This window comes from Agrobacterium sp. FDAARGOS_525, assembly GCF_003938925.1.
Lineage (GTDB): Bacteria > Pseudomonadota > Alphaproteobacteria > Rhizobiales > Rhizobiaceae > Agrobacterium > Agrobacterium pusense.
This window is the reverse complement of the sequence record NZ_RKIU01000004.1, coordinates 1,935,305-1,961,879: the sequence shown is the minus strand read 5'-3', so window position 1 is coordinate 1,961,879 and position 26,575 is coordinate 1,935,305. Positions and strand designations below refer to the sequence as shown.

The 26,575-nt window shown below is 61.2% G+C and carries 22 protein-coding genes; 11 read left to right on the top strand and 11 right to left on the bottom strand.

What is annotated here, in order from left to right:
* Window positions 1-190: 190 nt before the first annotated feature.
* Window positions 191-1,363, top strand: coding sequence for a M20 aminoacylase family protein (locus tag EGT36_RS25525; RefSeq protein WP_006698343.1), 1,173 nt, complete (start codon window positions 191-193; stop codon window positions 1,361-1,363).
* 216 nt (window positions 1,364-1,579) lie between these two features.
* Window positions 1,580-2,281 carry a DNA helicase gene (locus EGT36_RS25520; RefSeq protein ID WP_125271451.1) on the top strand — a complete coding sequence of 234 codons (702 nt, stop codon included), beginning with the start codon at window positions 1,580-1,582 and terminating at the stop codon, window positions 2,279-2,281.
* A 44-nt stretch (window positions 2,282-2,325) separates the two neighbouring features.
* On the opposite strand, the gene EGT36_RS25515 is transcribed toward EGT36_RS25520, so the two are convergent.
* From EGT36_RS25515 to EGT36_RS25480, 8 genes are all read right to left on the bottom strand, one after another.
* Window positions 2,326-4,122 (bottom strand): adenine deaminase, encoded by a 1,797-nt coding sequence (locus EGT36_RS25515; protein ID WP_125271309.1) that lies wholly within the window; start codon window positions 4,120-4,122, stop codon window positions 2,326-2,328.
* Window positions 4,119-5,051, bottom strand: a complete 933-nt coding sequence (locus EGT36_RS25510) for a nucleoside hydrolase (protein ID WP_125271308.1) — start codon at window positions 5,049-5,051, stop codon at window positions 4,119-4,121. The genes EGT36_RS25515 and EGT36_RS25510 overlap by 4 nt, the downstream gene beginning before the upstream one ends.
* 2 nt (window positions 5,052-5,053) lie before the next feature.
* Entirely contained in the window at window positions 5,054-6,079 is a 1,026-nt protein-coding gene (locus EGT36_RS25505) for an ABC transporter ATP-binding protein (protein ID WP_125271307.1), read from the bottom strand.
* Window positions 6,072-6,851, bottom strand: coding sequence for an ABC transporter permease (locus EGT36_RS25500; protein ID WP_125271306.1), 780 nt, complete (start codon window positions 6,849-6,851; stop codon window positions 6,072-6,074). Before EGT36_RS25500 ends, EGT36_RS25505 begins: the two co-directional genes overlap by 8 nt.
* Window positions 6,848-7,675 carry an ABC transporter permease gene (locus EGT36_RS25495; RefSeq protein ID WP_004445303.1) on the bottom strand — a complete coding sequence of 276 codons (828 nt, stop codon included), beginning with the start codon at window positions 7,673-7,675 and terminating at the stop codon, window positions 6,848-6,850. Before EGT36_RS25495 ends, EGT36_RS25500 begins: the two co-directional genes overlap by 4 nt.
* 172 nt (window positions 7,676-7,847) lie before the next feature.
* Window positions 7,848-8,870: an ABC transporter substrate-binding protein gene (locus tag EGT36_RS25490; RefSeq protein WP_022562787.1), complete on the bottom strand. Its 1,023-nt coding sequence runs from the start codon at window positions 8,868-8,870 to the stop codon at window positions 7,848-7,850.
* Window positions 8,867-9,928, bottom strand: coding sequence for a LacI family DNA-binding transcriptional regulator (locus EGT36_RS25485; protein WP_125271305.1), 1,062 nt, complete (start codon window positions 9,926-9,928; stop codon window positions 8,867-8,869). Before EGT36_RS25485 ends, EGT36_RS25490 begins: the two co-directional genes overlap by 4 nt.
* Window positions 9,929-10,061: 133 nt before the next feature.
* A complete protein-coding gene (locus EGT36_RS25480; RefSeq protein WP_004445308.1) occupies window positions 10,062-10,982 on the bottom strand; it encodes a LysR family transcriptional regulator in 921 nt (306 codons plus the stop codon).
* 96 nt (window positions 10,983-11,078) lie between these two features.
* On the opposite strand from EGT36_RS25480, the gene EGT36_RS25475 reads away from it, so the two are divergent.
* Window positions 11,079-12,266, top strand: a complete 1,188-nt coding sequence (locus EGT36_RS25475; protein WP_113731879.1) for an acyl-CoA dehydrogenase — start codon at window positions 11,079-11,081, stop codon at window positions 12,264-12,266.
* Between the two features lie 87 nt (window positions 12,267-12,353).
* On the opposite strand, the gene EGT36_RS25470 is transcribed toward EGT36_RS25475, so the two are convergent.
* A complete protein-coding gene (locus tag EGT36_RS25470; protein ID WP_077985632.1) occupies window positions 12,354-14,420 on the bottom strand; it encodes a TonB-dependent receptor in 2,067 nt (688 codons plus the stop codon).
* 294 nt (window positions 14,421-14,714) lie between these two features.
* Between EGT36_RS25470 and EGT36_RS25465 the strand changes: the two genes are divergently transcribed.
* Complete coding sequence (locus EGT36_RS25465) at window positions 14,715-15,491, top strand: IclR family transcriptional regulator (protein ID WP_034496869.1); 777 nt, start codon at window positions 14,715-14,717, stop codon at window positions 15,489-15,491.
* On the opposite strand, the gene EGT36_RS25460 is transcribed toward EGT36_RS25465, so the two are convergent.
* The gene (locus tag EGT36_RS25460) at window positions 15,488-16,795 is read right to left on the bottom strand and encodes an NtaA/DmoA family FMN-dependent monooxygenase (RefSeq protein WP_034496872.1); all 1,308 of its coding nucleotides are present in this window, start codon (window positions 16,793-16,795) and stop codon (window positions 15,488-15,490) included. The genes EGT36_RS25465 and EGT36_RS25460 overlap by 4 nt on opposite strands.
* A gap of 214 nt (window positions 16,796-17,009) precedes the next feature.
* Between EGT36_RS25460 and EGT36_RS25455 the strand changes: the two genes are divergently transcribed.
* The 7 genes from EGT36_RS25455 to EGT36_RS25425 all read left to right on the top strand — a co-directional run bounded on the left by EGT36_RS25455 (window position 17,010) and on the right by EGT36_RS25425 (window position 25,097).
* Window positions 17,010-17,810, top strand: a complete 801-nt coding sequence (locus EGT36_RS25455; RefSeq protein WP_034496875.1) for an ABC transporter ATP-binding protein — start codon at window positions 17,010-17,012, stop codon at window positions 17,808-17,810.
* Window positions 17,807-18,820: a FecCD family ABC transporter permease gene (locus EGT36_RS25450; RefSeq protein ID WP_125271304.1), complete on the top strand. Its 1,014-nt coding sequence runs from the start codon at window positions 17,807-17,809 to the stop codon at window positions 18,818-18,820. The genes EGT36_RS25455 and EGT36_RS25450 overlap by 4 nt, the downstream gene beginning before the upstream one ends.
* Entirely contained in the window at window positions 18,817-19,881 is a 1,065-nt protein-coding gene (locus EGT36_RS25445; protein WP_034496879.1) for a FecCD family ABC transporter permease, read from the top strand. Before EGT36_RS25450 ends, EGT36_RS25445 begins: the two co-directional genes overlap by 4 nt.
* A gap of 22 nt (window positions 19,882-19,903) precedes the next feature.
* Complete coding sequence (locus EGT36_RS25440; RefSeq protein ID WP_125271303.1) at window positions 19,904-20,857, top strand: ABC transporter substrate-binding protein; 954 nt, start codon at window positions 19,904-19,906, stop codon at window positions 20,855-20,857.
* 233 nt (window positions 20,858-21,090) lie between these two features.
* Window positions 21,091-21,930 carry a siderophore-interacting protein gene (locus EGT36_RS25435; RefSeq protein WP_125271302.1) on the top strand — a complete coding sequence of 280 codons (840 nt, stop codon included), beginning with the start codon at window positions 21,091-21,093 and terminating at the stop codon, window positions 21,928-21,930.
* On the top strand, window positions 21,923-22,201 hold the full coding sequence (locus EGT36_RS25430; RefSeq protein ID WP_034496885.1) for a phosphopantetheine-binding protein: 279 nt from the start codon (window positions 21,923-21,925) through the stop codon (window positions 22,199-22,201). Before EGT36_RS25435 ends, EGT36_RS25430 begins: the two co-directional genes overlap by 8 nt.
* A gap of 61 nt (window positions 22,202-22,262) precedes the next feature.
* Window positions 22,263-25,097, top strand: coding sequence for a condensation domain-containing protein (locus tag EGT36_RS25425; protein ID WP_125271301.1), 2,835 nt, complete (start codon window positions 22,263-22,265; stop codon window positions 25,095-25,097).
* A gap of 112 nt (window positions 25,098-25,209) precedes the next feature.
* On the opposite strand, the gene EGT36_RS25420 is transcribed toward EGT36_RS25425, so the two are convergent.
* Entirely contained in the window at window positions 25,210-26,556 is a 1,347-nt protein-coding gene (locus tag EGT36_RS25420) for a condensation domain-containing protein (RefSeq protein WP_125271300.1), read from the bottom strand.
* Window positions 26,557-26,575 lie beyond the last annotated feature (19 nt).

Genomic DNA, 26,575 nt, shown 5'->3' with positions numbered 1-26,575 from the left:
GAGATGGCGCATGGCGGAGACGGTTTTCAGCCACGCCAATCCCGTTCGGCAGATTTATCATTTTAGCAACCACAGAGACGCTGCGGGTTCATTTCATTGGCTTTTTCCGTTAGAAGAGAAAAAAGCAACAGGCATTTGGACAAACCCACCTATGACGCGGGTTTTTCCCACATTCAAGGACAAGCTTCCCATGAGACTGCTGGACCGGATCGGCGAGGACCTGCCATTCCTGACGGAACTCCGTCATGATCTGCACGCGCATCCGGAACTGGGTTTCGAAGAGGAAAGAACGAGCGCCATCGTCGCCGATCTGCTTGAGCGCGCCGGGCTGAAGGTGCACCGCGGTCTCGGCGGCACCGGCGTCGTCGGCACGCTGCAGGTGGGCAACGGCACGCGCAGCATTGGTCTTCGCGCGGACATGGATGCCCTTGCCATGCCTGAGGTTCCAGACCGCCCCTACAAATCGAAATTCCCCGGCAAGATGCATGCCTGCGGCCATGACGGCCACACTGCCATGCTGCTGGGTGCGGCGCGTTACCTCGCAAAGACCCGCGATTTTTCCGGCACCGTGCATTTCATCTTCCAGCCGGCCGAAGAAGGCCGTGGCGGCGCAAAAAAAATGGTCGAGGACGGGCTTTTCGAGCTGTTCCCCTGCGATGCGGTCTATGGCCTGCACAATATGCCGGGGCTGGGCATCGACGAAATGGCGGTGGTGGAAGGACCGCAGCTTGCCTCGTCGGACAGCTGGCGCGTCACCTTCAAGGGCGTCGGCACCCACGGCGCGAAGCCGCATCTTGGTCGCGATCCGGTAACGGCGGCCGGCACCTTCCTCGCCTCGCTGCAAACTATCGTCGGCCGCGTGGTCGACCCATTGCAGCCGGCCGTGGTCAGTGCCTGTTCGGTGCAGGCAGGCGACCCCAAGGCACTCAATGTGATCCCAGATCTCGTCGAAATCGGCGGGACCGCGCGCGCCTATGCACCTCAAGTGCGAGACCAGCTGGAGGCGGAAATCGGCAGGCTGGCCAAGGGCACGGCGGCAATGTTCGGCATCGAGGCAAATTACGAATTCATCCGCCGCATCCCGCCCGTCATCAACGAAACGGACGCGACGAAACGGGCGCTCCGGGCAGCCAAAACCGTCTTCGGCAACAAAGCGCGCACCGCCTTTCCGCCCTCGACCGCCGGCGACGATTTCGCCTTTTTCGCGGGCGAAGCCCCAGGCTGCTATGTCTGGCTCGGCAACGGCCCGGCGGTGGACGGCGCACTGCACCACAACACCTCTTACGACTTCAACGATGCGGCCATCGTGCCGGGCGTAGCTTTCTGGGCGACGCTGGTGGAGCAGGAACTGGCGGCGGAGTAAATCCATTTTGTTCCCTGCTGTTTTTCGACCGGCAACATCTCAGACACTTGTGGCGAATCATCGGGCGCGGTAGCTTTCAGACTTAGGCTGGACCCACGCCTCCCCCCTCCTTTCGGGGAAGCATTCGACATGCTGGGTAATCTCATCATCGAACCATCTGTTCGGGCATTCGCATAAGGAGGGATTGCGTTTTGAACCCGCAACAGAGGTTTTGTGATGAAGCTTTCCACTCCGATTTTCCAATTGAAGCGACGGGCCAAACTTATGGTCCGGAATAATGCCATTCCCCTTCACGAAGCGCTGGACCAGATCGCGTGCGAGGAAGGATTTGCAGCCTGGAGCCTGCTTTCCGCTCACGTTGCGGCTGGCTCTTTGTCCAAAGACCTGTTCTCGCGCATCGTGAATGGCGACATGCTCCTGCTCGCCGGCCGCCCGGGCCAGGGCAAGACAGCGCTTGCTTTTGAGCTTCTGCGGGCGGCAGCCGAAGACGGACGGCAGTCCATTTTATTCACGCTCGAAATGACCGAGCAACAGGTACGAAAACGCACCGGGCAACACGCAGGCGCTCAAAGAGAAATCGAGATCGTGACATCGGACGAGATATGCGCGAACTACATGATCCGTTACCTCTCGCCAGCCAAATCCGGCACCGTCGCCGTAATCGATTATCTGCAGTTACTCGACCAGCAGCGCCATAAGCCGGACCTGTCGCAACAAGTCACCGTTCTTGCAGAATTCGCAAAAAAGACTGGCGTTATTTTCGCTTTCATCTCGCAGATTGACCGCTCATTTGATCCGCAAATCAAACGAGTTCCCGATATGCGCGATATCCGCCTTCCCAACCTGCTTGATCTGGGCCTGTTCACCAAAGCCTGCTTTCTGCATAACGGCGAAGCGCAACTTCACAATGTGAACTGAGACGCACGGCTGCTGCGACGTTGCCGTCGCGGCAGCCCGTGGTGTTAGTACCCTAAAACCGCCATCACCGGGCTCTCCATCACCTGTCCCGTCAGCACGTCGGCAATGCCCATATCCGTCTGGTGCGGGCCGATATTGCAGGCGAGCGTAGCCCCGAAGCAGGCCTTGAAGACGAGATAGGGCGGCTGCCATTCTACCACCCTGCCAACGGCTTCGCGCAGTTCCTCGAAAGCCTTTGCAACTTCTTCAAGTGCCGCATCGGAAACGAGGCCGGATAGCGGCAGCGGCAGAAGTGCAGTTACCTTACCTTCGGAGGCGACGGCCATACCACCGCCTGCCGCTATCACCGCATTGGCGGCGAGCGCCATGTCTTCTTCATTGCCGCCGAAAACGGTGAGGTTATGGCTGTCATGCGAGACCGTTGTGGCGAAGGCGCCGTTCCAGTCTCCCCAGCCGGTGAGGAAGCCAGTGCGGGTGACCGGTTCGGACTTGCCGTGGCGGTGGGTGACGGAGATCATCGTCGCACCTTCGGGCGGAACGACGAAACCATCTCTCACCTCGGCCTCCACCTCGCCCCATTGCGTGAAGCGCGGGCGGTCGATGGTGGCGAGGCGCACCCTCGCGCCTTCGGCAGCAACCCGAAAATCTTCGGCCACGCGCAGCGGCAGCTTCATCGAGCCTTCGAGCGCCGAAGTATCACAGGCGGGCACATCCACGAGCATATGTCCGCCTTCCGCAACCGTCCTGCCCCCGGCAAGGACGTAACGAGCGGCAAAACCGCTCAGGTCCTCGAAGATAACGATATCGGCGCGACGGCCGGAGGCGATGAGCCCGAGGTCAGGACGCCCAAGCCTTAGGGCGGCATTGAGCGTTGCGGCGCGCAGTGCCCATTCGGCTTTCAGGCCATAACGGACAAGGCGGCGCACCACATCATCCAGCCCGCCGCCATTTAACAGGTCGTCCGGGAAGACATCGTCCGTGCACAGCGTCACGGTCTGCGGCAGGTGGCCCAGCGCGTTCAGCGCTTCCACGAATTCCGGCAGCAGGTGGTCATGCGAGCCGCGCAGCTCGATGGTCATGCCGGCCCGCAGTTTCGCCATGAGGTCTTCGCCCGAGACCAGCTCGTGATCGGACGAGACGCCCGCCGCCATGAAGGCATTGAGATCGGCGTCCTTGAGGCCGCGCGCATGGCCGCAGACCAATTTCTCCGAGGCAAGCCCGGCCTGTACGATGCCGCTCATGCGCGGATCGCGCTCGATGACGCCGCGCATGTTCATGATTTCCGCGACACCGCCGACCTGGTGCCATGACAGGATATCGGCGAGAATGGCGGCGTCGAAATCAGCTCCGCCGCGTTCCAGCCCAGGCGCGGAAGGCACGCATGAGGGCGCCAGGAGAACGGCACGCAGCGGCAGGTTTTCGATGGCCTTCGCCGCCCAGCGCACCCCTTCGACGCCATGCACATTGCCGAACTCATGCGGATCCCAGACGATGGTGGTAACGCCGCGGGCGACAACCGCTGCCGCATAGGCGGCCGGTGTGACCATCGAGCTCTCGATATGCATATGCGTGTCGATCAGACCCGGCGAGACATACCCGCCGGCCGCATCGATGACCTGCGCGGCGTCGCTCCGGCTCGCCCGTTCGTGCACGCTGGCGATCAGCGCACCGACAATTCCGATATCGGCAGGGCGCAGCTCACCGGTTACCACATCCACCAATGTTCCACCGGTGATGAGGATGTCGAAAGGCGCATCGCCGCGTGCGGCGGCAACGGCGCGGGCGCGGAGCGTATCATCGCCGAGATCGGCAGGTTCGCATGTGGTGAGGTTCGCGTTCATCGGGCGGCCTCCCGGCGCAGCGCCTCAAGAATAACCGTCCTCGCACCGTCGGCATCCAGCGTCTCAGCAAAATGCGCGTTGAATGTTTGCGCTTTCTCCGCACGCGGTTCGACCACCGTTCTGCCCCGCGTCAGCGTCGCCTGAAGCTCGACATCTATCCGCGCGTGACGCCAGCCGATTAGGCAAGAGGCGGAGCCCGAGGCGAAGGCAACGGCAGCGACGGGATCGTAAAGCGCCATGCCTGGTCTGCCGCGACGGGTGGCGATGCCGATGAAACCATCAAGCAGATCGGCGATCAGCCCGGCATTCCTGCCGCCCGCATTGCGGATCGGCAGCACATCGGCGGGCGAAGCGCTAACCTTGCGGCAGGCGTCCAGATCGACCATACGCAACGGCAGGCCATGGGAGAGCACGATAGCCAGCGCTTCCGGATCGGCGAAGGCGTTGAATTCGGCCGAGGCCGTGTGATTGCCGCTCGTCACGCCGCCACCCATCCAGGTGAGGTCGGAAATTCTCGTGGCAAGATCAGGCCGGGCAAGGCACAGGGCGGCAATATTGCTGAGCGGACCAAGCGCGAGAATGCGCCTCTCGCCCTCCCCCTCCAGCCAGGCGCAGAGAGCGGCGAAGGCATCGCTTTTCGGCAAGGCCGCGGCATCCGGCAGGCTTTGGCCGACGGTCGGGATGCCGTTTTCGCCCAGAATGCACTGCGCCGTTTCAAGTGCACCTAACACCGGCATGGCGCGGCCCTGATGGATCGGCATCGACCAACCGAAGGCGGCAACCGCACCCGCGGCATTGCCGCAGACGGCCTGAAGCGTCGCATTGCCGAAGACCAGCGAGATGCCGTCTATGGCGAGACCCGACGATTGCACCACCAAGATGGCGGCGATATCGTCAAAGCCCATATCGGTATCGATCCAAACACCCATGATCAGTTGAATACCTTGAGGCTCGCCGCCTTTTCGACCGGCAGGTCGAAGGCAAGCGTATCGCCGATTGCGTGGGAGGTGAGGGCCGCGTCGGTTTCAGCCTTGATGGGCCCGAGTGGTGTGTCGAGCAGATATTCGCGGCTGTTGCCGGCGAAGGATGTGCCGCGCACGGTTCCCTGGAAAGGACCTGAACCGAGGGTGACCATGCGCGGCCGCCAGGCCAGTCCGGATGCTGAAAGGACTGGTCCGGGAAGCGGTGTTGTGCCGTTGGCGGTTTTCAAAGCCCCGCCTTGAAGGGCGAAGATGTTTTCGAAGCCGACGAAGTCGGCCACGAAGGCGGAAACCGGCGCGTTGTAAATCTCTTCCGGCGTGCCGATCTGCTCAATCTTGCCGCCCTTCATGACGACAATGCGGTCGGCAAGCGCGAGCGCCTCGATCTGGTCATGGGTGACGAAGATCATCGTGACACCCGTCTCCTTCTGCACGCGCTGCAGTTCGGTCCGCATTTCAAGACGCAGGCGGGCGTCGAGATTGGAGAGCGGCTCGTCGAGAAGCAGCACTTTCGGCTCCATGACCATGGAGCGTGCCAATGCCACGCGTTGCTGCTGGCCGCCCGATAGTTCCGCCGGCTTGCGTGAGGCGAAATTGCACAGGCCGACCGACTTCAGGCCGGAGGCGACCTTGTCCTCCAGCGCCTTGCCGCTCATTCCCTTGAGTTTCAGGCCGAAGGCGACGTTTTCATAGACCGTCAGATGGGGGAAGAGCGCGTAGGACTGGAACACCAGCCCGACGGCGCGTTTGTTGGCCGCCACGCGGGTAATATCGGCGCCATCGAGATTGATCCGCCCGGCAGCCACCGGCATCAGCCCGGCGATGGCGCGCATCGTCGTGGTCTTGCCACAGCCTGATGGTCCGAGAAGCGCGAGCAATTCGCCCTTGCGGATATCGAGATCGAGATCCTTGACGGCGACATTGCCGCCATAGGCGAGCGAGATTTTTTGCAGCGAAAGATAATTTGCGTCAGACATAACGGGAGAACCCCAGGAAACGTTCGGCCATGAAAACGATGCCGATGGAAAGGAAGGCGAGCAGCGAGGAAAGGGCGGCCACGGAAGGATCAAAGACGATTTCCATGTAGCCCAGCATGTCGATAGGCAGCGTGCGCACGCCGGGACCGGACAGGAACAGCGACACAGGCACCTGGTTGAAACTCGTCACGAAACCGAGAATGAAGGCCGACAGGATGCCGCCGCGGATATTCGGCAGCACAACGCGGAAAAATGCGCCAAGCCGCGACGAGCCGAGTAGCACCGCCGCCTCCTCAATATCGGAGCGCAGATTGTTGAGGCTGGCTGAAACCACGCGCACCGCATAGGGCAGGATGAGCGCGGTGTGGGCGAGAAACAACGCAAGCGTGATGCCGATGCCGAAGGGCACGACGAAATAACGCAGCAGCGCAAGACCCACGATAATGCCCGGCACGATGATCGGCGCGGACACGATGGTGCGCACCGTCTCGCTAAAGGGCAGTCTGTAGCGCGACATGGCGTAGGAAGCGGGAATGCCGAGGATCAGCGCCGTGAACGTGCCGCCGATGGCAAGGAACATCGACATCGCAAAGCTCTCGCGGAAGCTTTCGACCGTGAAGACCTTGGCGATCCACTTCAGCGAAAAGCCCTGCGGCGGAAAGGCGAGCGTATCGCCGGCCGAAAACGAGGCCGCAACGATGATGAGGAACGGCCCGATGAGGAAGCCGACGACAAGCAGAAGCGTGAGCGGAATGAAGAGCTGCCGGGTCATTTCTTGTTCCTTGCGGTGGCAATGCGCTTCAAGAGGATATTGGCGGCAAAGCTCATGACAATCAGGATGAAGGCGATGACGCTGGCGGCGACGAAATTATTGGAAACCGTGACCTGCTGGTAAAGCAGGGTTTCCAGCATCAGCACCTTGGACCCGCCGAGAATGGCGGGCGTGATATAGGCAGTCAGCGAACCGGTGAAGACCAGCGTGCCACCGACGACGAGCCCTTCCCGGGTGAGCGGCAGGATGACCTTCCAGAACACCTGAAACCAGTTGGCGCCGAGAACGCGGGCAGCAGCGATCGTATCCTTCGGCATGTTCTCCAGCGCACTGATGAGCGAGATGATCATCAATGGCAGGAACAGTTGCAGAAGGCCGATGAAGACGGCCGTTTCGGAAAACAGGATGCGGATTGGCCCGTCGCTGAGGCCCACCGCCTGCAGCGCCTGGTTGACGATGCCGGTTCTGCCGAGAATGACGATCCAGGCATAGGTGCGGGCGACCGGCGAAATCATCAGCGGCAGCACGACGAGGTTGACCACATGGCCCTTCCTGGCCGGCGACAGGTTGACGATGGCGAAAGCCGCCGCGTAGCCCACCACCGCCGAAACGACGGTGACGAGCGCGCCGAGCTTCAGCGTGCGCAGGAAAACCGTCTGGTTCAGTGGATCGGAAAAGAAAGCGCCATAGGCCGACAATGTCCAGCCGTCAGCGGTGCGAAAGCCTTCCGACAAAAGCATGAAGACCGGCACGAGAAAGACCGCCGCCGCGAAAATTGCGGCGGGCAAGGCAAGCGCCAGCGCTTCGGCCCGGTTCTGAAACATATGGCATTCTCCGGTCTTGAAATTCCGCCGGCTACGTTTGGCGGAGGACTTGTTCATTTGGCGTCAGTGGGTACCGGCATATCGACCTCCCCCCTTGTGGGGGAGATGTCCGGCAGGACAGAGGGGGGTGACGTGCGCCAGCACGTAACCCATTCCCGCCCCTTCGAGCTTGTTACTGCCCCACCTTGGCGTTCCACTCCGACAGCCACTTGTCGCGGTTATCGAGCGTTACGTCGGAAGGAATGAGCTGCAGGCTGCGGGCGGTTTCATCGCCATAGGTGATGTTGTTCGCCACCTCGTCGGAAACCTTGACTTCCCTGTTGGTCGGGCTGTCCACCAGCTTTTCCGCCAGCGCCTTCTGGACGTCGGTCGAGAGCCAGAAATCCATGAATTGCAGCGCAAGATCCTCGTTCTTCGTGCCCTTCGGTACGACGAGCACGTTCATGCCGCCGGTCTGGCCTTCCTTGGGCGTTGCCCAGGCGAGCGGCAGGTCGAGCTTGGTGAAAGGCGCCCAGGAGAAGCGGCCGATCGGCGCTGCCCAGATTTCCTCCTGCTGCATGAGCTGCACCAGCTGCGAGGACTTGACGTAAAAGGTGACGATATCGTCCTTCTTTTCGCCCACGGCCTCGATGGCGCCGGCAAGATCGGGCGTGTCCTTGCCGATGGCCTTGCCCAGCATGTAAAGCGCCGGCGGGCCCTGGTTGGTGGTGACATTCGGGAAGGCGACGTGGTCGACGATACCGTCCTTCAAAAGATCGGCCCAGCTGTCGATCTTCATCTTGTCGGTGCGGTAGACAATCGACGTGGCGTAGAAATTGACGCCGACGCTCATGCCATCGCCATTCGGGTCCTTGGCGATGTCATAGAGCTTTTCAATATTTGGCACCCTGGAAGCATCGATCTTCTGGATCAGGTCCTTGCGGGTGGCCGACAGCGCATCGGCCATGGAGACGATGGCGAGATCGACGACCGGACTGGCCTTGTTGGCCTCCATCTTGGCCAGACGCTCGACGCTGTTGCCGGTCTCGACGACGAGCTTGCAGCCGCATTTCTGCTCGAAGGGCGTATAGACCAGTTCCTTGAATTCATCCTGCGCGAAGGCGTAGACCGAGATCGTCAACGTCTTGTCCTGGGCCTCAGCGGCTCCCATCGTCAGCATCAGGGCGGCGCCCGATGCGAGAATGATCTTTTTCATGGTGTGAGTTCTCCTGCTGTCGTGTTCTTGGCTTCAATCGCATCATGCTTTGTCTTGCCGGTGGAGCCGCGCATGATCAGCGCCATCGGTACTTTCGAAACATCCGCCGTGACGTCGACGGCGGCCCCGTTTTCTCCGGCGCCATCGATCGCGCGCAAAAGCGCGCCAACGGCGAGATCGGCGATGCGGCCCATATCCATGCGCATGGTCGTCAAGGGCGGGGTGACCACGGCAGAAAAGATAAGATCGTCGAAGCCGGTGACACTCGCCTCTTCCGGCACCTCGATTCCCGCGCGCTGCAATTCGGTCAGCACGCGCAGCGCGTGCAGATCGGATACGGCGGCAAAGGCCGTGAAACCTTCGGCAACTTTCTCCGCAAGGCCCAGCCGGCAGCCCGCGCCACCGGCCTTTTCAAGGCCATCGATCCAGAGCGTCTGGGCCAGGCATGTTTTGCCGAGACCATCGCGAATGCCGCCGAGACGGTCATTCTGAACATTGGAATCCCTGTTCTTGCCGACTAGCACCACTTTGCGATGGCCGAGGCCCGCAAGATATTCACCCACCTGCCGGCCGCCATCCCAATGGTCGGCAGCAACGGTATTTCCCGGTGTCGACGGGCTGTCGATGACGGCCACCGGGCAATCAACGCCGGAAATGCGTGTGCCACGTCGGGGAACGACCACCATGCCGTCCACCCCGCGCTCGATCAGCCGGTCGATCGCATCCGTCTGCATGGCGATCTCACCGCGCGCATCGGCGATCAGCACGCCATAACCCGCGTTGACAGCCGCCTTCTCGATGGCCTGCGCAATCTGTGGGAAGAGAGGATTGGCAATATCGGGCAGGACGAGCCCGAGAACGCCCGATCTGCCGGTGCGAAGCGCCCTGCCCGCCGAACTCGGCACATAGCCCAGCTCGCTCGCCGTCTTGCGGATACGTTCCACCAGTTCGGGCGAAACGCGGCCCTTGCCGGACAGCGCATTGGACACGGTCGCCACCGACACGCCGAGTGCCGCTGCTATCGCGCTCAGATTGGTGGCAGGCCGTGACGACGCCATAATGGTCCGGAAGGGCTGATTAAACGTTTAATCACGATAATCGAGGCGCGAACCGCTGTCGAGTCCTGCGCTGGCAAAATAGGGCGAAAAGCTGGGCACAAAGGTTAAATGCCCGAAAAAAGAGCGATTATTTTTACGCGCTCTGGGTACTGGCTGCGCGATAAGCCTCCACCTGACGCACCAGCCAATCTCGAAACAGGACGACCGGGACGTGGTTGGCGCGTGAAAGCGGGGCCACCGCGTAATACGAGCTCGGGCTTCTGGCCTGATGATCGAAGGCTTTGACCAGCTGCTTCGATTTCAACTCGTTATCGATGAGGAAGAGCGGCATCAGCGCGACGCCGAGGCCGGCGATGCAGGCCTGCGCAACGCTGGAAAACTGTTCGAAGCGCATGCCCTGCGGCAAGACGAGTGACAGGCCGAGGCTTTCGAACCAGTGGCCCCACGCGCCCGGCCGCGAGGCCATGTGCAGCAATGGCAGGGCAGCGATGTCTTCTCCCTTTTCCACCGGATGGGCGCTGAGGAACTGCGGGCTGCACACCGGCGCCACCATTTCATGCATCAGAAAGGTGCTTTCCGCGCCTGGCCAATCGGCCTGGCCGATATGGATTGCCATATCCAGCTGCTCACGCTCGAAATCGAACTGGCCGATGCGGGTCGCAAAATTGATGGTGATCTCCGGGTGGTTCGCCACGAAATCCGGTATACGCGGCAGAAGCCAGCGGGTGCCGAAGGTGGGCAGCATGGCGAGGTTGAGCGTATTGCCATGCGTTTTGGTCATGATCTGCAGCGAGGCTGAGCGTATCTCGCCGAGCGCTGCCGCGATCGATTTTGCGTAGATCTGCCCCTCCGCCGTCAGCGCCACGCCGCGTGCGCCGCGGTCGAAGAGCCGCACGCCAAGCTGTTCTTCCAGTGACATAACCTGCCGGCTGATTGCCCCCTGCGTCAGCGCCAGCTCATCTGCGGCGGCGGAAAAGCTGCCGAGACGGGCAACGGAATCGAAAGCGGCAAGCGCACTTGTGGATGGCAGGAGTTTGCGGCTGAGAGATGTCATGAGCCATTACTATATGTAATGCAAAAATGAGTAAACATGGCTTGTGCCATCCGGGGTGAATACGAATAATCCTGCCAGCAAATCCGGAGGCATAAAGTGAGCGAACGCGTAGCATTCAATTGGCAGGATCCTTTCCTGCTCGAAGACCAACTGACTGACGACGAGCGGATGATACGCGACGCCGCGGCCGCCTTCGGCAAATCGGAGCTTTTGCCGCGTGTCTCCGAAGCCTATCTTTCTGAAACCACCGAGCCGGAACTGTTCCGCCTGATGGGCCGGCAAGGCCTTCTCGGCGTTACCCTGCCGGAAGAATATGGCGCGGCGAATGCGAGCTATGTGGCCTATGGTCTCGTCGCCCGCGAGGTGGAGCGGATCGACAGCGGTTACCGCTCGATGATGAGCGTGCAGTCCTCGCTCGTCATTCACCCGATCTTCGCTTACGGTTCGGATGAGCAGAAGAAGAAATACCTGCCCGGCCTCGTCTCGGGCGAACTGATCGGCTGTTTCGGCCTCACCGAGCCGGATGCCGGCTCCGATCCGGGCGGCATGAAGACCCGTGCTGAAAAGATCGAGGGCGGTTATCGTCTGCGCGGTTCGAAAATGTGGATTTCCAACGCACCGATCGCCGATGTCTTCGTGGTCTGGGCCAAATCCGAAGCCCATGACAACCAGATCCGCGGTTTCGTGCTCGAAAAGGGCATGAAAGGCCTCTCAGCACCGAAAATCGGCGGCAAGCTTTCGCTGCGCGCTTCCATAACAGGAGAAATCGTCATGGATGGCGTCGAAGTCGGCGAAGACGCGCTGCTGCCCAACGTGTCCGGCCTGAAGGGCCCCTTCGGCTGCCTCAACCGCGCCCGCTACGGCATTTCCTGGGGCGTCATGGGCGCTGCCGAAGATTGCTGGTTCCGTGCCCTGCAATATGGTCTCGACCGCAAGCAGTTCGGCAAGCCGCTTGCCGGCATGCAGCTTTACCAGAAGAAGCTCGCCGACATGCAGACCGAGATCGCGCTCGGCCTTCAGGCATCGCTACGCGTCGGCCAGCTGATGGACGAGCACAGGATGGCGCCGGAAATGATTTCCATCGTCAAGCGCAACAATTGCGGCAAGGCGCTGGATATCGCCCGCCAGGCCCGCGACATGCATGGCGGCAACGGCATCCAGATCGAATATCACGTCATGCGCCACGCGCAGAACCTCGAAACGGTCAACACGTATGAAGGTACGCATGACGTGCACGCGCTGATCCTCGGCCGTGCCCAGACGGGCATTCAGGCGTTTTTCTGAGGGTTATGGACCGTAGCGGTTCCGTCAAGAAAGAGGCCTTCGAAGATCGCTTCGAAGGCCTCTTTGTTTGTCGGGTTCGCTTTTGGCTCAGAATGTGCCGCGCACCCCGATGCCGAACATGCGCGGTTCGGTCATGCTCGCCTCGATGCCGCCGATGCCGCGGTTTTCCTTCATAAGGGTCGGCGCGCGCTCGTCGAAGACGTTCTTCACGTAAGCGTAGAACTCGAGTTCGTCCTGGAACTTGTAGCTCGCCCGCACATCCGCGATCGTGTAGGGATCGATCGCATAGACGGCCTTGTTGTCCGTATCGGAATAATAGCCGTCGAGATGGCGGACCTGCCCGGACACGGTGAACTTGTCCGTCACGTCCCAGCTTGCGCCGACGGTGAAGCTGTATCCCGGCGACTTCGCGAATTCCTTGCCGACATAGGCGGCATTGCTGGAAATCTCGTCGATCTTCGTCTTCAGCAGACCGGCGCTGGCTTTCAGCGTCAGATTGTCGAGCACCCGATAATCCGCGCCAATTTCCAGACCATAGGCATGGGCTTCTTCGGCGTTAACGGTGTAGGATTCGCTGATGCCGGTGGAGACGACGACGGGTACGTTAAACTGGGCGTTCTTCATGTCCATGTAGAACAGATTGCCGTTTACCGTCAGCGTGTCATCGAGCAGGCTGGCGCGGGTGAACACTTCGTAGTTCCAGATGGTTTCCTTGTCGAAGCTCCGCCATTTGCTGGTGGTCAGGTCGAATGCGACGCCGCCGGGATTGTACCCGCGGCTGACAAGACCGCCGACAGTCCAATCATCATTGATGGCATAGGCGAGAGACGCCTTGGGCAGGATTTCAGAGAAGGTTTCGTCATAATTGACCGAACTTCTGCTGGTGGCGCTGAGCGTCCGGTAACCGGCGCGCTGAATCTGGTCCTGCTGGTAGCGCAGGCCACCCGTCAGGGTCCACTGGTCGGTCAGCCGATAGCTCAGCTCGCTGAAGAGGCCGAGATTGTCCTTGGTGTCGCTGAAGCGAGAGGTGCCGCGCAGATAAAGCACCTCGTCGGCTTTCGTGTGCGCATAAAAAATGCCGGCGACACCGCTCAGAACATCCTCCTGATCGCCGAAGGTGACGCGCGTTTCATGCGACGTGTTCCTGAGATCGACATCGGCGTCGCCGTTATTGGCGATGCCGACCCGGCGTTTGGCGGTGGAGTCGGAAAACTGGGTCTGGTTGAACAGTTTCACGCCGTTCTCGAAATCGTAATTGATGTCGAGAATGCCCGTATTGGTATACTGGCTGAAATTCGGCATCGTCGTGGTGATGTGGTTGAGATCTTCGAAGGGACGCGACGCCGCTTCCTGGCTTGGCCGGTTGGAGGCGTTGTAGGAATAGGTCAGCTTTGTGGAAAGACCGGGAATTTCAGACGGTTCCCAAAGAAGCTTGAAGCGACCGTTGAATTCCTTGAAGTTCTGGTCCGTTCCCTCATGCGCAAAGGCAGAATTGATGTAATCGATGAAGGTATCGCGGCCGGAATAATCGATCGCCATGCGCGCCGCCAGTTCGTCTTCGATCAGCGGGCCGGAAAAGGCGAAGGAACCACGCTTCTGGTGATAGTTGCCGATTTCCGCCTGATAGCTGGCTTCCGGCGTAAAGGTCGGGTCCTTGGTGTTGACAAGGATGGCGCCGGCGATGGCGTTGGCGCCCTGCGAGGTCGTCTGGGGCCCGCGGAACACCTCGATGGTGTCGACATCCCATATGGAAGTCGCCCCGTAGATGAACTCGTTATACCCGAGATAGTGACCGTCCACATTGATCGTCGCGCGCGGCACCGTACCGGTGAAGAAGGCGATGGAGCCGGTATTCGGGCCCTGCGTGTCCTGTCCGCGAATGATGGGGGCACTGACATTGTCGGTGTAGACGACGTTCGGAATATCCTTGATCGCTTCGGATACGGTCGGATCGCCGGTCTTTTCCTTTTTGATCTCCTCGGCGGTTTTGACTGACACGGACGAGGCCGTGTTCTTCATGTCGCGCGCCACTTTTTCACCGGTCACGACAATCGGCTTCAACACGGTCGTCCCTGCTGTATCAGCCTGCTGATCCTGACCGACAACCGGCGTCACGAACAATGTCGCCAACGTCAGAACACTGACCCCGCTCATCAAACGGCCGTTAGAGCTAAACCCCATCATACACCCCAAATAAACATGAGTATTAAAGTCATATTCAAGTAACGGAAGCGTTATCCGTTTCGCAATAGAGAATGCGTTCCGTATTGCGGACAAGCGGGCTTCCGTAACGGGATGTGCCATATTTACAACAAAGTTTAAGGGGCCGCCTTTTCCGCCATGGCAGCCCGGCCGGAGAAGTCATTGAAAAGGCTGAAGACAGCCATTCCGATTTTCGTCGCAATGCGTTAGGCATTCTCGAAAGAGTGGGGCACGACCTTGAACGCCATGGATGACGAAACCGAAGAACGGCCGGAAAACGAAGGTGAAAAGCGCTCGGCGCTTATTCAATCCGTATCGATTGCGGCGCGGTTTCTTAATCTTCTCTCCAGGTCCGATACGGGGCTGGCGCTGGGCGAACTTGCTAAACGCGCCGGCACCGGTCGCTCCACCGCGCATCGTTACATGCAAAGCCTCGTGCGGGAGGGACTGGTGATACAGGACCCCGCAAGCGGCAGTTACGATCTCGGCCCCGCAGCGCTGGGCATCGGCATCAGCGCCCTCCGACGAATCAACCCGGTCGAAACCGCCGGACGTGAGATGAAGGCGCTTGCCGCGCAAATCGGCGCCAGCTGCGGCGTGGCGATCTGGACCGAGCGCGGCCCGACCGTGGTGCGGTGGGCGCGAAGCGCCAGCTTTTCCATCAGCACCGTCGCTCTTGGCGATGTTCTGCCGCTGGACAACAGCGCCTGCGGTCTGGTTTTTCAGGCTTATCTGCCACCGGACAGGGTGGCTGCCGTGCGCAGGCTGCAACCACCCGCCTTTCGCGGCTCTCCTCCTGCTGCCGGCATTCTCGAAACCATCCGCGAGACGGGCGGCGCCGAACTCAATGAACATCTGTTCTCCGCCCTGACGGGCAAGGCGGCGCCGGTTTTCGATGCCCAGGGCGAACTCTGTTGTGTCGTCACCACCGTCTCCTTCGTGGCTACCGCCGAAGCGGAACGGCATTTTTCGCGACTGATCGAGGCCGCCCGGCAGGCAACCGCCGAATCCGGTGGCGGCTAGACACCTTCGGCCAGATGCTCCGCAAAGGTGCGGCCGGAATAGGCGGTGCGGAAGAGCCCGGCATCGGCAAGTTTCGGCAACAGCCGCTCCAGCACCAGCCGCATGGATGCCACCGAGCCGCCGGGCACCGCGACAAAACCGTCGATTGCCCCTGCGGCCGCCCATTCACGGATGCCTTTAAAGGCATCTTCAACGGTGCCGACGATCTGCCAATGGCCGGATCCCATCACCTCCGGCCGCCGCAGTAATTCCGCGACACTTAGCGTCTCCCGCTCAATCAGCCTGCGCAGCAGTCCGGCATGGGTGCGGCTTCGCGGTTTTTCGGGCGGCGGCGGCAGGTCGGAAGCGGTGACCACCCGCGTGAGCGGCCAGTCGGTGAGGTCGAGGCCCGTCATGTCGAGAACCGACGCCAGGGTGCGGGCGCGGTTAGCGCGGGCATGGGTCTCAGAAAAGAGTTCAAGCGCCTCCTTGCCGCTATCCGCCAGATATAGGCTGAGGCCCGGCATCAGCTTCACCCCGTCAGGCTCACGGCCGTGTCCTTCGGCGCGCCGCCGTAAGTCCGCCCTCAGTTCGATGGCTGCCTGCATGTCCGGCGTGGAAGCAAAGACTGCATCCGCCACCGAAGAGGCGAAATCGCGCCCCTCGGGAGACGCACCGGCCTGCACCAGCGGAATGCGGCTGGCGTGGGCTGGCAGGTTGAGCGGCCCTTTCACACTGAAATGCCTGCCCTCATGCGCTACCGGGCGCACCAGCGAGGAATCGGCAAATCGCCCGCTTTCCCTGTCGAGTTTAAGGGCTTCATTTGGAAAACTCGCCCAGAGCTGCTGCACGACCTGCGTGAATTCGGCGGCGCGTCCATAACGCTCCTGCGGTGACGGCATTTCTCTCAGCCCGAAATTTTCGTGCCCCTCCAGTGCCGTGACGATGTTCCACCCGGCCCTGCCATTGCTGAGCCAGTTCAACGACTGAAGCTGGCGGGCCACCACATAGGGCGGCAGAAATGTGGTCGATACGGTGGACAACAGGCCGACATGGCTCGTTTCCCGCGCAATGGCCGAAAGAAGCATGGTCGGGTCCATGCTGGCAAATCCGCCGCCGGTTTCCAGCCCCTCGGTGCGGAGGAAAAGCGTATCCGGCCGGAACACGAAATCCACATGCGCAGCTTCCGCGCGCTGTGCCAGATCGACGAAATAATCGCTGGAAAATACCCGATTTATATCGCTGTCGGCTCGACGCCATGCTTCACCGCTGAGCCAGGTTGGGGCCAGCGACATGCCCACATGAAGTTTGGCTGCGACTGACATGATGCACCTCGACTGAAATATCCGGGAAGAAAACCGCGCGTTGAATCGGCAAATTTCGATTTGTGGAGAGTTTTACTATAGTTTAGTGTCGCTTCAAGACCAGAGTGTCGCGCCCGTCGGGAAGGAGCCCATTTCCCGCAGGTTCGATGTTAAGATTCAAAGACTTATAATCCTCATGTGGCGTCTCGACGCATGAGCGCATGACTAACAGGAGTTGTATCCGGTGCTTGACGCCACGGACCTTCACGCCAGCTATGGCCACGTTCCCGTCCTGCGTGGGCTTTCTTGCCGCTTCCACAGCGGTCGCGTCACGGCGCTGGTCGGCCCCAATGGCTGTGGCAAGTCGACGCTGTTGAAAACCATCATGGGTTTCGTGCCTTTGTCATCGGGCGCGATAAGGCTTGGCGAGCGTTCGCTGGGCGACATCGGACGCAGGGATCTCGCGCGCCGCATCGCCTATCTGCCGCAGGAATGCCATTGCCCCGACTATATGACGCTCGGCGAGTTGATCGAGCTTGCCGGTTATGCACGCTACGGCCTTGCCGGCGGCCCGAGCGAGCGTGACCGGGCGCTTTTCGCCGGGGCGCTGAAGACGGTCGGGCTGGAGGACAAGGCGAGAGCGCAGGTCAACACGCTTTCCGGCGGGCAGCGCCAGCGCGCCTTCATCGCCATGGTGCTGGCGCAGGATACGGACGTGATCCTGATGGACGAGCCGGTCAACCATCTCGACATGAAATATCAATATGCCGTTCTTGGCCTTGTGCGCGAGCTGACCGACAGGCACGGCAAGACCGTTATCGTCGTGCTGCACGATCTCAATCTCGCCGCCACTTTCGCCGACGACGTCATCATGCTGAAGGCCGGGCAGGTTCTGGCATCAGGGCCGGTAGCAGACACGGTCACACCCGAAAATGTTGCTGAAATCTTCGACCTCGAAGCCGATATATTTTCCAGACAGGGGCGTCTCATCTGCGTGCCCCGGCTGGAACGACAGGAACAGGCCATTCCGGCATGATCGCGAAAACAACGCTGATCCTTGCCGCGGCGCTGTTGCTGGCCGCCATCCTCGCCGTCAATCTGTTCGTCATGTCCGGCGACATGCCGCCTGCCGAAGTCATGGCGACGCTCTGGCGCGGGGAGGCCGATAGCTATGAACAATCGGTGCTCCTCTATCAGCAAATTCCACGGTCGCTGATTGCCATCTATGTGGGCGCCACAACCGCCGTCAGCGGCTGCGTGCTGCAGGGGCTTGCCCGCAATCCCCTCGCCTCGCCCTCGACCCTTGGGCTGAATGCCGGAGCGACGCTTTTCGTGATCGCCGGCGCGCTGCTGTTCGATCTCTCTGCTGAGGCACAGGGCCTTGCCGCGCTTGCGGGCGCCGGCTTCGGTTTTGCCGCCTGCTTCGTTGTCGCGCGTCTTGCCGGGCGGGTGAACGATCCGCGCGGTCTGTCGCTCATCCTTTCCGGAGCGCTGGTTTCCATGCTGCTGATCGGCGTGACAAACGCCCTGCTTCTTTCCAACCCAACGCGTCGGGCCGAATTCCTGAGCTGGGTTGGCGGCAATATCAACCATGTCTATATCGAACGGCTCACCGATTTCTGGTGGATCGGCGCCATTGCAATGGTGATTTTGCTATCGGTCGCGCGGCCGCTGACGCTCGTTCTGCTGGGCGCGGAAAAAGCCGCTTCCGCCGGCGTGAATGTCACGCGTATTTCCCGGCTCGCACTGTTTGCCACCATGCTGGCGTCAGGCTCGGCGGTAGCGATCTGCGGCCCGATCGGTTTCGTCGGCCTTATCGTGCCACATATGATCCGGCCGCTGGTCGGCGTGAATTTCACGCTTGCTTTGCCGGCCTCCGCGCTTGTCGGCGCGAGCATCTGCGTGCTCGCCGATCTTGGCGCGGAAACCCTGTTTGCGCCCTACGTGGTCAATACCGGGCTGTTCATGGACCTGCTTGGCGGCCTCGTTTTCATCGTCATCGTCAAGCGTTTCTATCTGTCGCCTTCGGCAAGGGGGCTATCGTGAAACGGGATTTTGCCACGGACGGGAAAGCCGTTCTCAGGTTGCCCGGCGGGCTGCAGATCGGTATTGGCAATCTGACGGCCGGCCTGACGCTGGTTGCGCTGGCGTTGACGATCGCCGCCGTGTCCGTCAGCCTCGGCAATACCGAAACGGGCCTTATTGATCTCCTGCACGGGTTTGCCGGCGGGCATCTCGGCGATGATCAGGCCTATGCGCTGTGGACGGTACGGCTGCCGCGCATCCTGCTCGGCTTCATGGCTGGCTGGAGTGTGGCGCTGGCAGGCGCGATGCTGCAATCCGTCGCGCGCAATCCGCTCGCCGATCCCGGCCTGTTCGGCCTGAGCCAGGGGTCGATGACCACCATCATGCTGCTTCTGGTGCTGGTGCCAACGGCCCCCAAGACGCTGGTGGCTTTTGCGGCTGTCGGCGGAGGCCTGGCCGTGGCCTTCCTTTTGATCGCGCTTGTCGGGCGCGAACGCTCGAGCGGCCTTGCCATATTGCTGATGGGCATCGCAATTGAGGCGGCGCTTTCCTCTGTCTCATCGGTGCTTCTGCTCTATACGCCAGCCGAAACCTCGCTTTCGCTGGCGGACTGGATGGCCGGTTCGCTGTTTCAGGCAAGCTGGCCGACCATCATCGTTTTTGCTCCCCTCTTTGCAGCAAGCCTTGCCGGCATTTTCCTCATTGGCCGGGCGCTTGCCGTGTTCGATCTTGGCAGCGAGATGGCCATGGCACTCGGAGAAACCGTCAGGCATTCGCGACCGCTCGTCATTGTGTTTGCGGTAATTCTAAGCGCCTCCTCCGTTACCGCCGTCGGCCCGCTGACATTTCTCGGCGTCATCGCCCCGCATCTCGCCACCTTCGTTTCGCCCGCTGTCGGCCGCGCCAGGCTTTTCCTGTCGGGGCTTACCGGCGGCATTCTGGTGGTCGCCGCCGATACGCTCTCGCGCGGGCTGGTGGCGGATGTGCCGATGCCGATTGGCCTTGCGCTGACGCTGATCGGCGTGCCGCTCTTCATCCTCACGCTGCGCCTGCAGGCGTTGCGCAGAACCACCGCTCACTAATATATCGAATAAAGGGAATGCCATGCGAATTGCCATCCTCGTCGCCGCACTTCTGGCCGCCGGAACGAGTCTCGCCGCCGAGCGCAGCGTGACCGATGCCGCCGGCCGCACCGTCTCCGTTCCGGAAAAGCCGCAGCGCATTGTCGTCATGCACGAGCCGCTTCTGGGCGTGCCGCTGATGGATCTTGGCGCTGATGTGGTCGGCGCCTATGGCCGCAACAGCGACGGCAAATTCGCAACCGCCGTCGATTTCGTTGATACCGTTCTTGGCGAAGGCCACGCGAAACCGAAGGGTTTCGGCGCTGTCGGCCAAATCGACCTCGAAAAGCTGCGGGCGCTGCAACCGGACCTCATCGTCGCCACGGAAATGGACAGCGGCAAGGCCGAACAGCTCTCCACAGTCGCACCTGTCTATCTGCAAAAAGCAAGCGCCGGCAAAGCCTATGGCTTCAGCGTGGAGGAAGACCTTGCAGATCTGGTTGGGCGAAGCGATGTCTTCGCTGAGCGTCGGAAGATTTATGACACCAAGCTCGCCGCCGTCAAAAAGACGCTGGGTGAAGATATCAACGGCAAGACTTATCTCGCGATCCTGCTGACGGACCAGATCAACGCCGTGGGGAACATGTCCGGCGCGGTGCAGGCAATAGAGGATCTCGGTTATGTCAGGCTGAAGATCGACAGCGCCGGCTCTTCGGGCGGAATGGGCTCGACCCTGATGATGCCGCTGAGCGCCGAAGCATTCGGCAAGCTCAATCCCGATCTGCTTGTGGTGATGAACAGCTATACCAGCCCAGCCCGCGGCGAGGCGGGAACCCGCGCCGCGCTTGAAAAGATCATTCCCGGCTGGGAGCGTTTCGTAAAACCGGCACGCGAGAAAAGGATTGTTTTCCTCGATTCCACCAGGGTGACGACGCCTTCCATTCCGAGCGCGCTCCATACATTGGATGAAGTGGAAAGCTGGGCAGGCCGCCGCTGACCACCTTTCTGCCCGACAAATCCCGGCACGATCACGTGCCGGGCATAAACTTGAGTTTTCGAAGAAACTTATATTGCCGGGGCGGAAACCGCCTGTTATGGTCCGCGCATCTTGACGCAACGACGCCGGAATATCGCGCCGGATGAGAACCCCAACGCGCGATCATCCGGCACGCCGACCCGGGACAGCGAGACCGCCGAACCCGCCGGCGTCATCCCAGGAAAGACAGCAGCATGAGCATGCCAGAAACCATGGATTCCGCCCTTCCGGACCGCACTCCCAAACGCCACCGCCACGCCGTGAAGCTGCGCGCGCTGGACGTGGCGCGGACCGAAAAACTCAGCCGATCCATGGTACGCATCGTGCTGACCGGGCCGGAACTGGAGGGCTTTACGAGCCTCGGTTTTGACGACCACGTCAAAATGTTCTTCCCCCAGCCCGGCCAAACCGAACCGACCCTGCCGGTGATCGGCCCGAACGGCATTGAATTCCCGGAAGGCGCGCCGCGGCCGCTGGCGCGTGACTACACGCCGCGCAGCTTCGATGCCGAAAAAGGCGAACTCGCCATCGATTTCGCCACCCATCACGATGGCCCGGCCAGCAACTGGGCGAAGAACGCGAAAGTTGGTGACAAGGCATGGATCGCCGGCCCACGCGGTTCCTTCACCGTTCCCTTCACCTATGACTGGCACCTGCTGATCGCCGACGATACCGGCCTTCCCGCGCTGGCACGGCGACTGGAGGAGATGCCTGCGGGCACACCCGTCGTGGCGCTGATCGAAGTCGAAACGGAGGCGGACCGGCTGGAGCTCGTAACCAGGGCGGACGCATCGATCGTCTGGATAACGCAGAGGCCGGACAACGGAACCGACCACGATGCATTAACGAGCGCCCTGCGCCAGCTCGAACTGCCAAAGGGCGACTTCTTCAGCTGGGTCGCCTGCGAATCGAAGACCGCAAAGGCGGTTCGCGCCCTTCTGGTCGAGGAATTTGGCGCCAACTCCAAATGGACCCGTGCTTCCGGCTACTGGCGGCGCGGCGCGAGCGGCGTTCACGATCATTTCGATGAGTAACCCGGCAATCACGACGGCTGCCATGCGGGATGCGGAAGCGATTATGACGCAACTCAGGGCCCTTCTCGCAAGGGTTCTGGAAGATGAAGTGCGCGATATCGAACCGGGGGACAACCTGTTCGGCTATGGGCTTCATTCGCTTGCCCTCATGCGCCTGATGCAGCCGCTTTCACAGCTTGCGGGAGCGCGGCTCGCTTATGACGATCTGGCCCGGCGGCCAACGCTTGCCGCGTGGCAGGCACTCATCGAACGGTCGCGCGCGGGACATTGATCCCGCGAACCGGCACGTTTCGCGCCGGAGCGCGATTTCCGACTATACCAAGGAGAGGACCATGGCAGCAGACAACACACGTATGCTCGCACGTCGCATCGAAGAAGGCTTCCACAACGAAGGGGAGGCCCTGCCGAGCCAATATGAGGAACGGGTCTGGTTCGAACAGTTTCAGGATCCCGATCAGGTCTTTCGGCAGCTTATCGCCTATCGGATCGGTGAAGAATGCGATCTGCTGCGTCTAACCTCTGCACTGAAGACGGTTTGTGAGGTCTGGCCCGAGCTTCGTGCGCGCTTTGCCTTTGGCGAGGACGGTACGCTTGCCAAGAGTATTGAGGCTCCATCCGCATCCATCGTGCAGCTGCTGCATGTCCCCTCGGCAGAGGAGGCACTGACTTTGCTGCACGACCTTCAGGGGAGGCCCTTTGATGCCGAGACCGACCCGCCTTTCCAGGCCGTCGTGCTTTTGAGCGAAGGTGAAATCCTGCTGGCATTTTTGCTCCATGCCCTGCTGGGCGAGGTCCTCTCGCCGCAGATCCTGCTGGACGGTATTACGGCGGCCTATGCCGGTGGAACGCCGAAACCGCTTTCGCCGCGTGCGGTCGAAAGTGACAGCGTCGACCCGCTTCCGCTTGGCTGGCTGCAACGTCCGGCCACCGGCTCGACTGTCGTGGCGCTGCGGCGGAACACAATTGACAGGCCCGCGAGCCATAGCCATGGCGTCGACCTTGCGGCTTCCCTGCTCGGCCTCCACAGCTCCACGGCTGCAAACGCGATCCTCGCGCGTGCCGGATCGCGTTTTGCGCTTTTCCTGACAAGAAGCGGCGGCCCCGAAACAGTAACCCTTCGCCTGCGGCCCGGCCTCGGCGCAGCCACACCGATTTCAGCCGAGTCCGTGGCGCGGATAGCGATCACCCGCGACCAATCGTCCGAACAGGCTGAAAATGCCGTGCTGTCGGGGCTGGAGCAACGAACCGACAATGGAGGCGCAAAGGTCACCTTAACGCTGCAGGCGCTTGCGACACCTGTTCAGGCCATATCGGAACATGGTCTTCACTTCGAGCACCTGCCCCTGCCCTCCCTGCAATCCGGCCTCGGCCTGACACTTGCCGTCGGGCCGACGGCCGCGGGCGAAATCCGCCTCGAATTGACGGGCGGCAGGGAAACATCGCCACATGCGACGGCCTTCCTCCTGGAGCGCTTCGTCAGCCATCTTGAAGGCGGCACGGATTTTTCCGAGGTCGTCCCTCAAGACGCCGCGGCAGCACCGCAGCAGGCAGCCCTTTCGCCCAGTGCGTCCGCTCAGAAGGACGACACCGTCGAAACGATCCTCGCCGAGTTCCGTGAAGCGCTCGTCTCACCCGACATGGGGCCGGATGACGATTTCTTCGATTTCGGTGGCCATTCGCTGATCGCGACCCGCATCATCGGCCGCCTTCTCGCCAATCACGGCATCGAGCTGCGTTTCAACGATCTGTTCAGCTACCCGACCGCCGCCACGCTCGCAAAACAGGCGACGCGGCTCGCAACCGCTGCGCCTGCGCAGGCGGACGCGACGGCGAGCGGCTCGCTGTCCGCGCCGCTTTCGCTGGCGCAGATGTCGCTCTGGAAAGCCTATGCCGCTTTCGGTTTCGGCGAAATCTTCAACATTCCCTTCGCGCTCGATTTCCTCGATCCGGTCGATGAGACCGCCTTCGAATGTGCCTTCCTCGATATAATCGAGCGCCATCCTGGCCTGCGGACCCATTTCTACGTCGAAAACGATACGGTTCTGCAGAGGATCGTGCCAATGCATGATCTGCCCGGTTACAAATGGTTCTGGACCAGCGAAGAAAGCGAAGGGGTGGACCGCCACGCCGAGGCTGGCTGGCGCTTCGATCTGGCGCGCGAACTGCCGATGCGGCTGCGCTTCCTGCGCGACCCCCACACCGGCCGTCAGGTGCTTTCCTTCCTCTTCCATCACATCGTGCTGGACGAATGGTCGGTGAACCTGATGATGGACGAGCTGACCGAGGCTTACCGGGCAAGGGCGACGGGCGTTGCCCCGGTCTTTGCGACCAAACCAGCCCCGTTCCACGAATTTGCAAGACAACAGGTCGCGTCAGGCGTCAATTCCAGCCACCTTGCCTACTGGACCGATATGTTGCGGGATGCGTCGAACGGCCTTACCCTCAACGGACAGGAAAGCACACCGCACGAGGCACCGCAGGACGAAGCACCGGCGGGCGGCTGGATCGAGTTCAAGCTGGAAAAACATGTCAGCGACGGGCTTTACGCCATTGCCAGGCAGAACAGCGCCTCGCTGTTCAACGTGGTCTATGCCGCGATTGCCGCATCACTGCGCCATCTCGGCGGGCTGAGCGATCTCGTGGTTGGCACCTCGGCTTCGGGCCGCACCGACAGCAATTATTTCGATACGATCGGTTATTTCACCACGGTCGTCGCCCATCGCGTTCGTTTCACGGAACCGATGACCGTCGGCGAACTGATTTCCTCGGTGAAGAACACCATCAATGGCTCGCTGGAACACAGCGAAATCCCGATCGATCTCGTGGAGGAAGCACTGGGCATGACGCCGGGTCGCGACCATTTGTTCGAGGTCTTCATCCAGATCCACGCCAAGAACAAGCTGAACGGCGCCCTTGCGGGGCCGGATGGCAGGGCGGTCGAATTCCGCCAGATCGATCCGGACAAACACGAATCCATGCTGGGGCTGCAGTTCGAGGTAATGGAAGAGACGATCGGCGGCGATCGCTCCATTCGCGTGCTGATGAGCTACCGTTCGGACCGTTATGGACCTGAGGATGTCGAGCGGCTGCGCAGCACCACCAGCGGCATCTTCAGCCGTTTTGCGGAAACCGGCGCTTCGGACCGCGTGCTGACGACGCTCGCCTGAGCAGGACCTGCCAAGGAAAACCCGGCTTCGCCTGACGGAGCCGGGTTATTTTGTCTTTGAACGCTGATGAGAATGTCCTGGCGCGGCCCCTGCATCCGCACGCCGTCATACCTCAGACCGCCAGGCGGAACGCCGTGGACGCCTCCACCGCCGCAAGCGCCAAGGCCTCCTCGCGCAGCATGGCATCGAGGAACAATGGCAGCTCTTTACGGTAGCGGGCGAAGTCTTCAGCTTGTGTCAGCGCCGAGTCCGCATCGATGTGCAGGTTCAGTTCGCTGCCGTCATCTTCACCGCGGAAGGTAAGGTTGAACCCGTCGCCGGGACCATTCGCCAGAATGTGCCTGGCAACGGTGAGCCCGGCAAACACCGGCGCGCTGAATGGCAGGACATTGATGAGCGGCGAGAAGAAGAAGCGCCGGCCTTTCGGTATTTCCCGGTCGGAGGCGATCTGTTCAATACGGTAGCGGCCGTGCAGGCGCTGCTTCCGCAGATTGGCGGCGTTGCGCGTCAGAAATGCGCCGACGTCCTCTCCAGGCTCGATGGTGAGGTGGAACGGCAGGATGTTGACGAGCATGGCCGGCATATGGGCGCCGACACTGCCCCAGCGGCTCATGAAAGGCAGCCACAGTGTCAGGAAATCACGATCCGGACGGGGCAGCACCCGGTGGAGATAAAGACCGGAAAGCAGCACCAGAAGATCGGGCCAGCCAATCTCCAGTGCGCCGGCCAGTCGTTGCAACCGCGTGCTGAAACCGGGCGGCAAGGCCGCATCTGCATGCAGGCCGCCGCCGCCATAATCCTCGCAATCCTTGTCCAGCACCGGGAGATCGGCGGGTGCGGCGAGATAGGCTGTCCAGAAATAGCGATCCTTTTCGAAACGCCGGCTCCGCTTGTAGGCTTCCTCTTCCGCCAGGAAATCACCGAAGGGGTGAAAATCCGGACCCGCTTCACCCTTACCGCAATAGTGCCCGTAAAGCTGGCCGCAGCGCTGCTCCACCAGCGTCAGCCCATAACCATCAACGACGATATGATGGGCGCGGATATACCAAAGGTAACGATCATCGGCGATACGGTAGAGGAGCTGCGCCGAGAGCCTGTCGGCCGTGAGATCGAGCCGCGCTTCCACATCCGCATTCATGCGCCGCAAAGCCTCCTCCAGCGGAGCGGGATTGCCGCGGAGATCGACAAGTTCCACAACCGGGGCATGGCTTGGGTCGCAGCATTGCTGCGGCGTCTCGCCATCATCGCCGACGCGGAAGCGGATAGACAGGACTTCGGATTCGCGCACGGTGCGTGTGATCGCCTGAAGGAGCGCGCTTTCATTCACCGCACCGGAAAGATCGATGTAATGGGCGACGGTTGAAACCGGTTCGTCGGGATGGAAGGAAAACTCCTCCCAGAAATCGAGTTGCGGCTGCGTCAGTGGAAGCCAGCCGCCGGCGGGATCGATATGCGCCATCTGTTTTTCCTTGCACTAT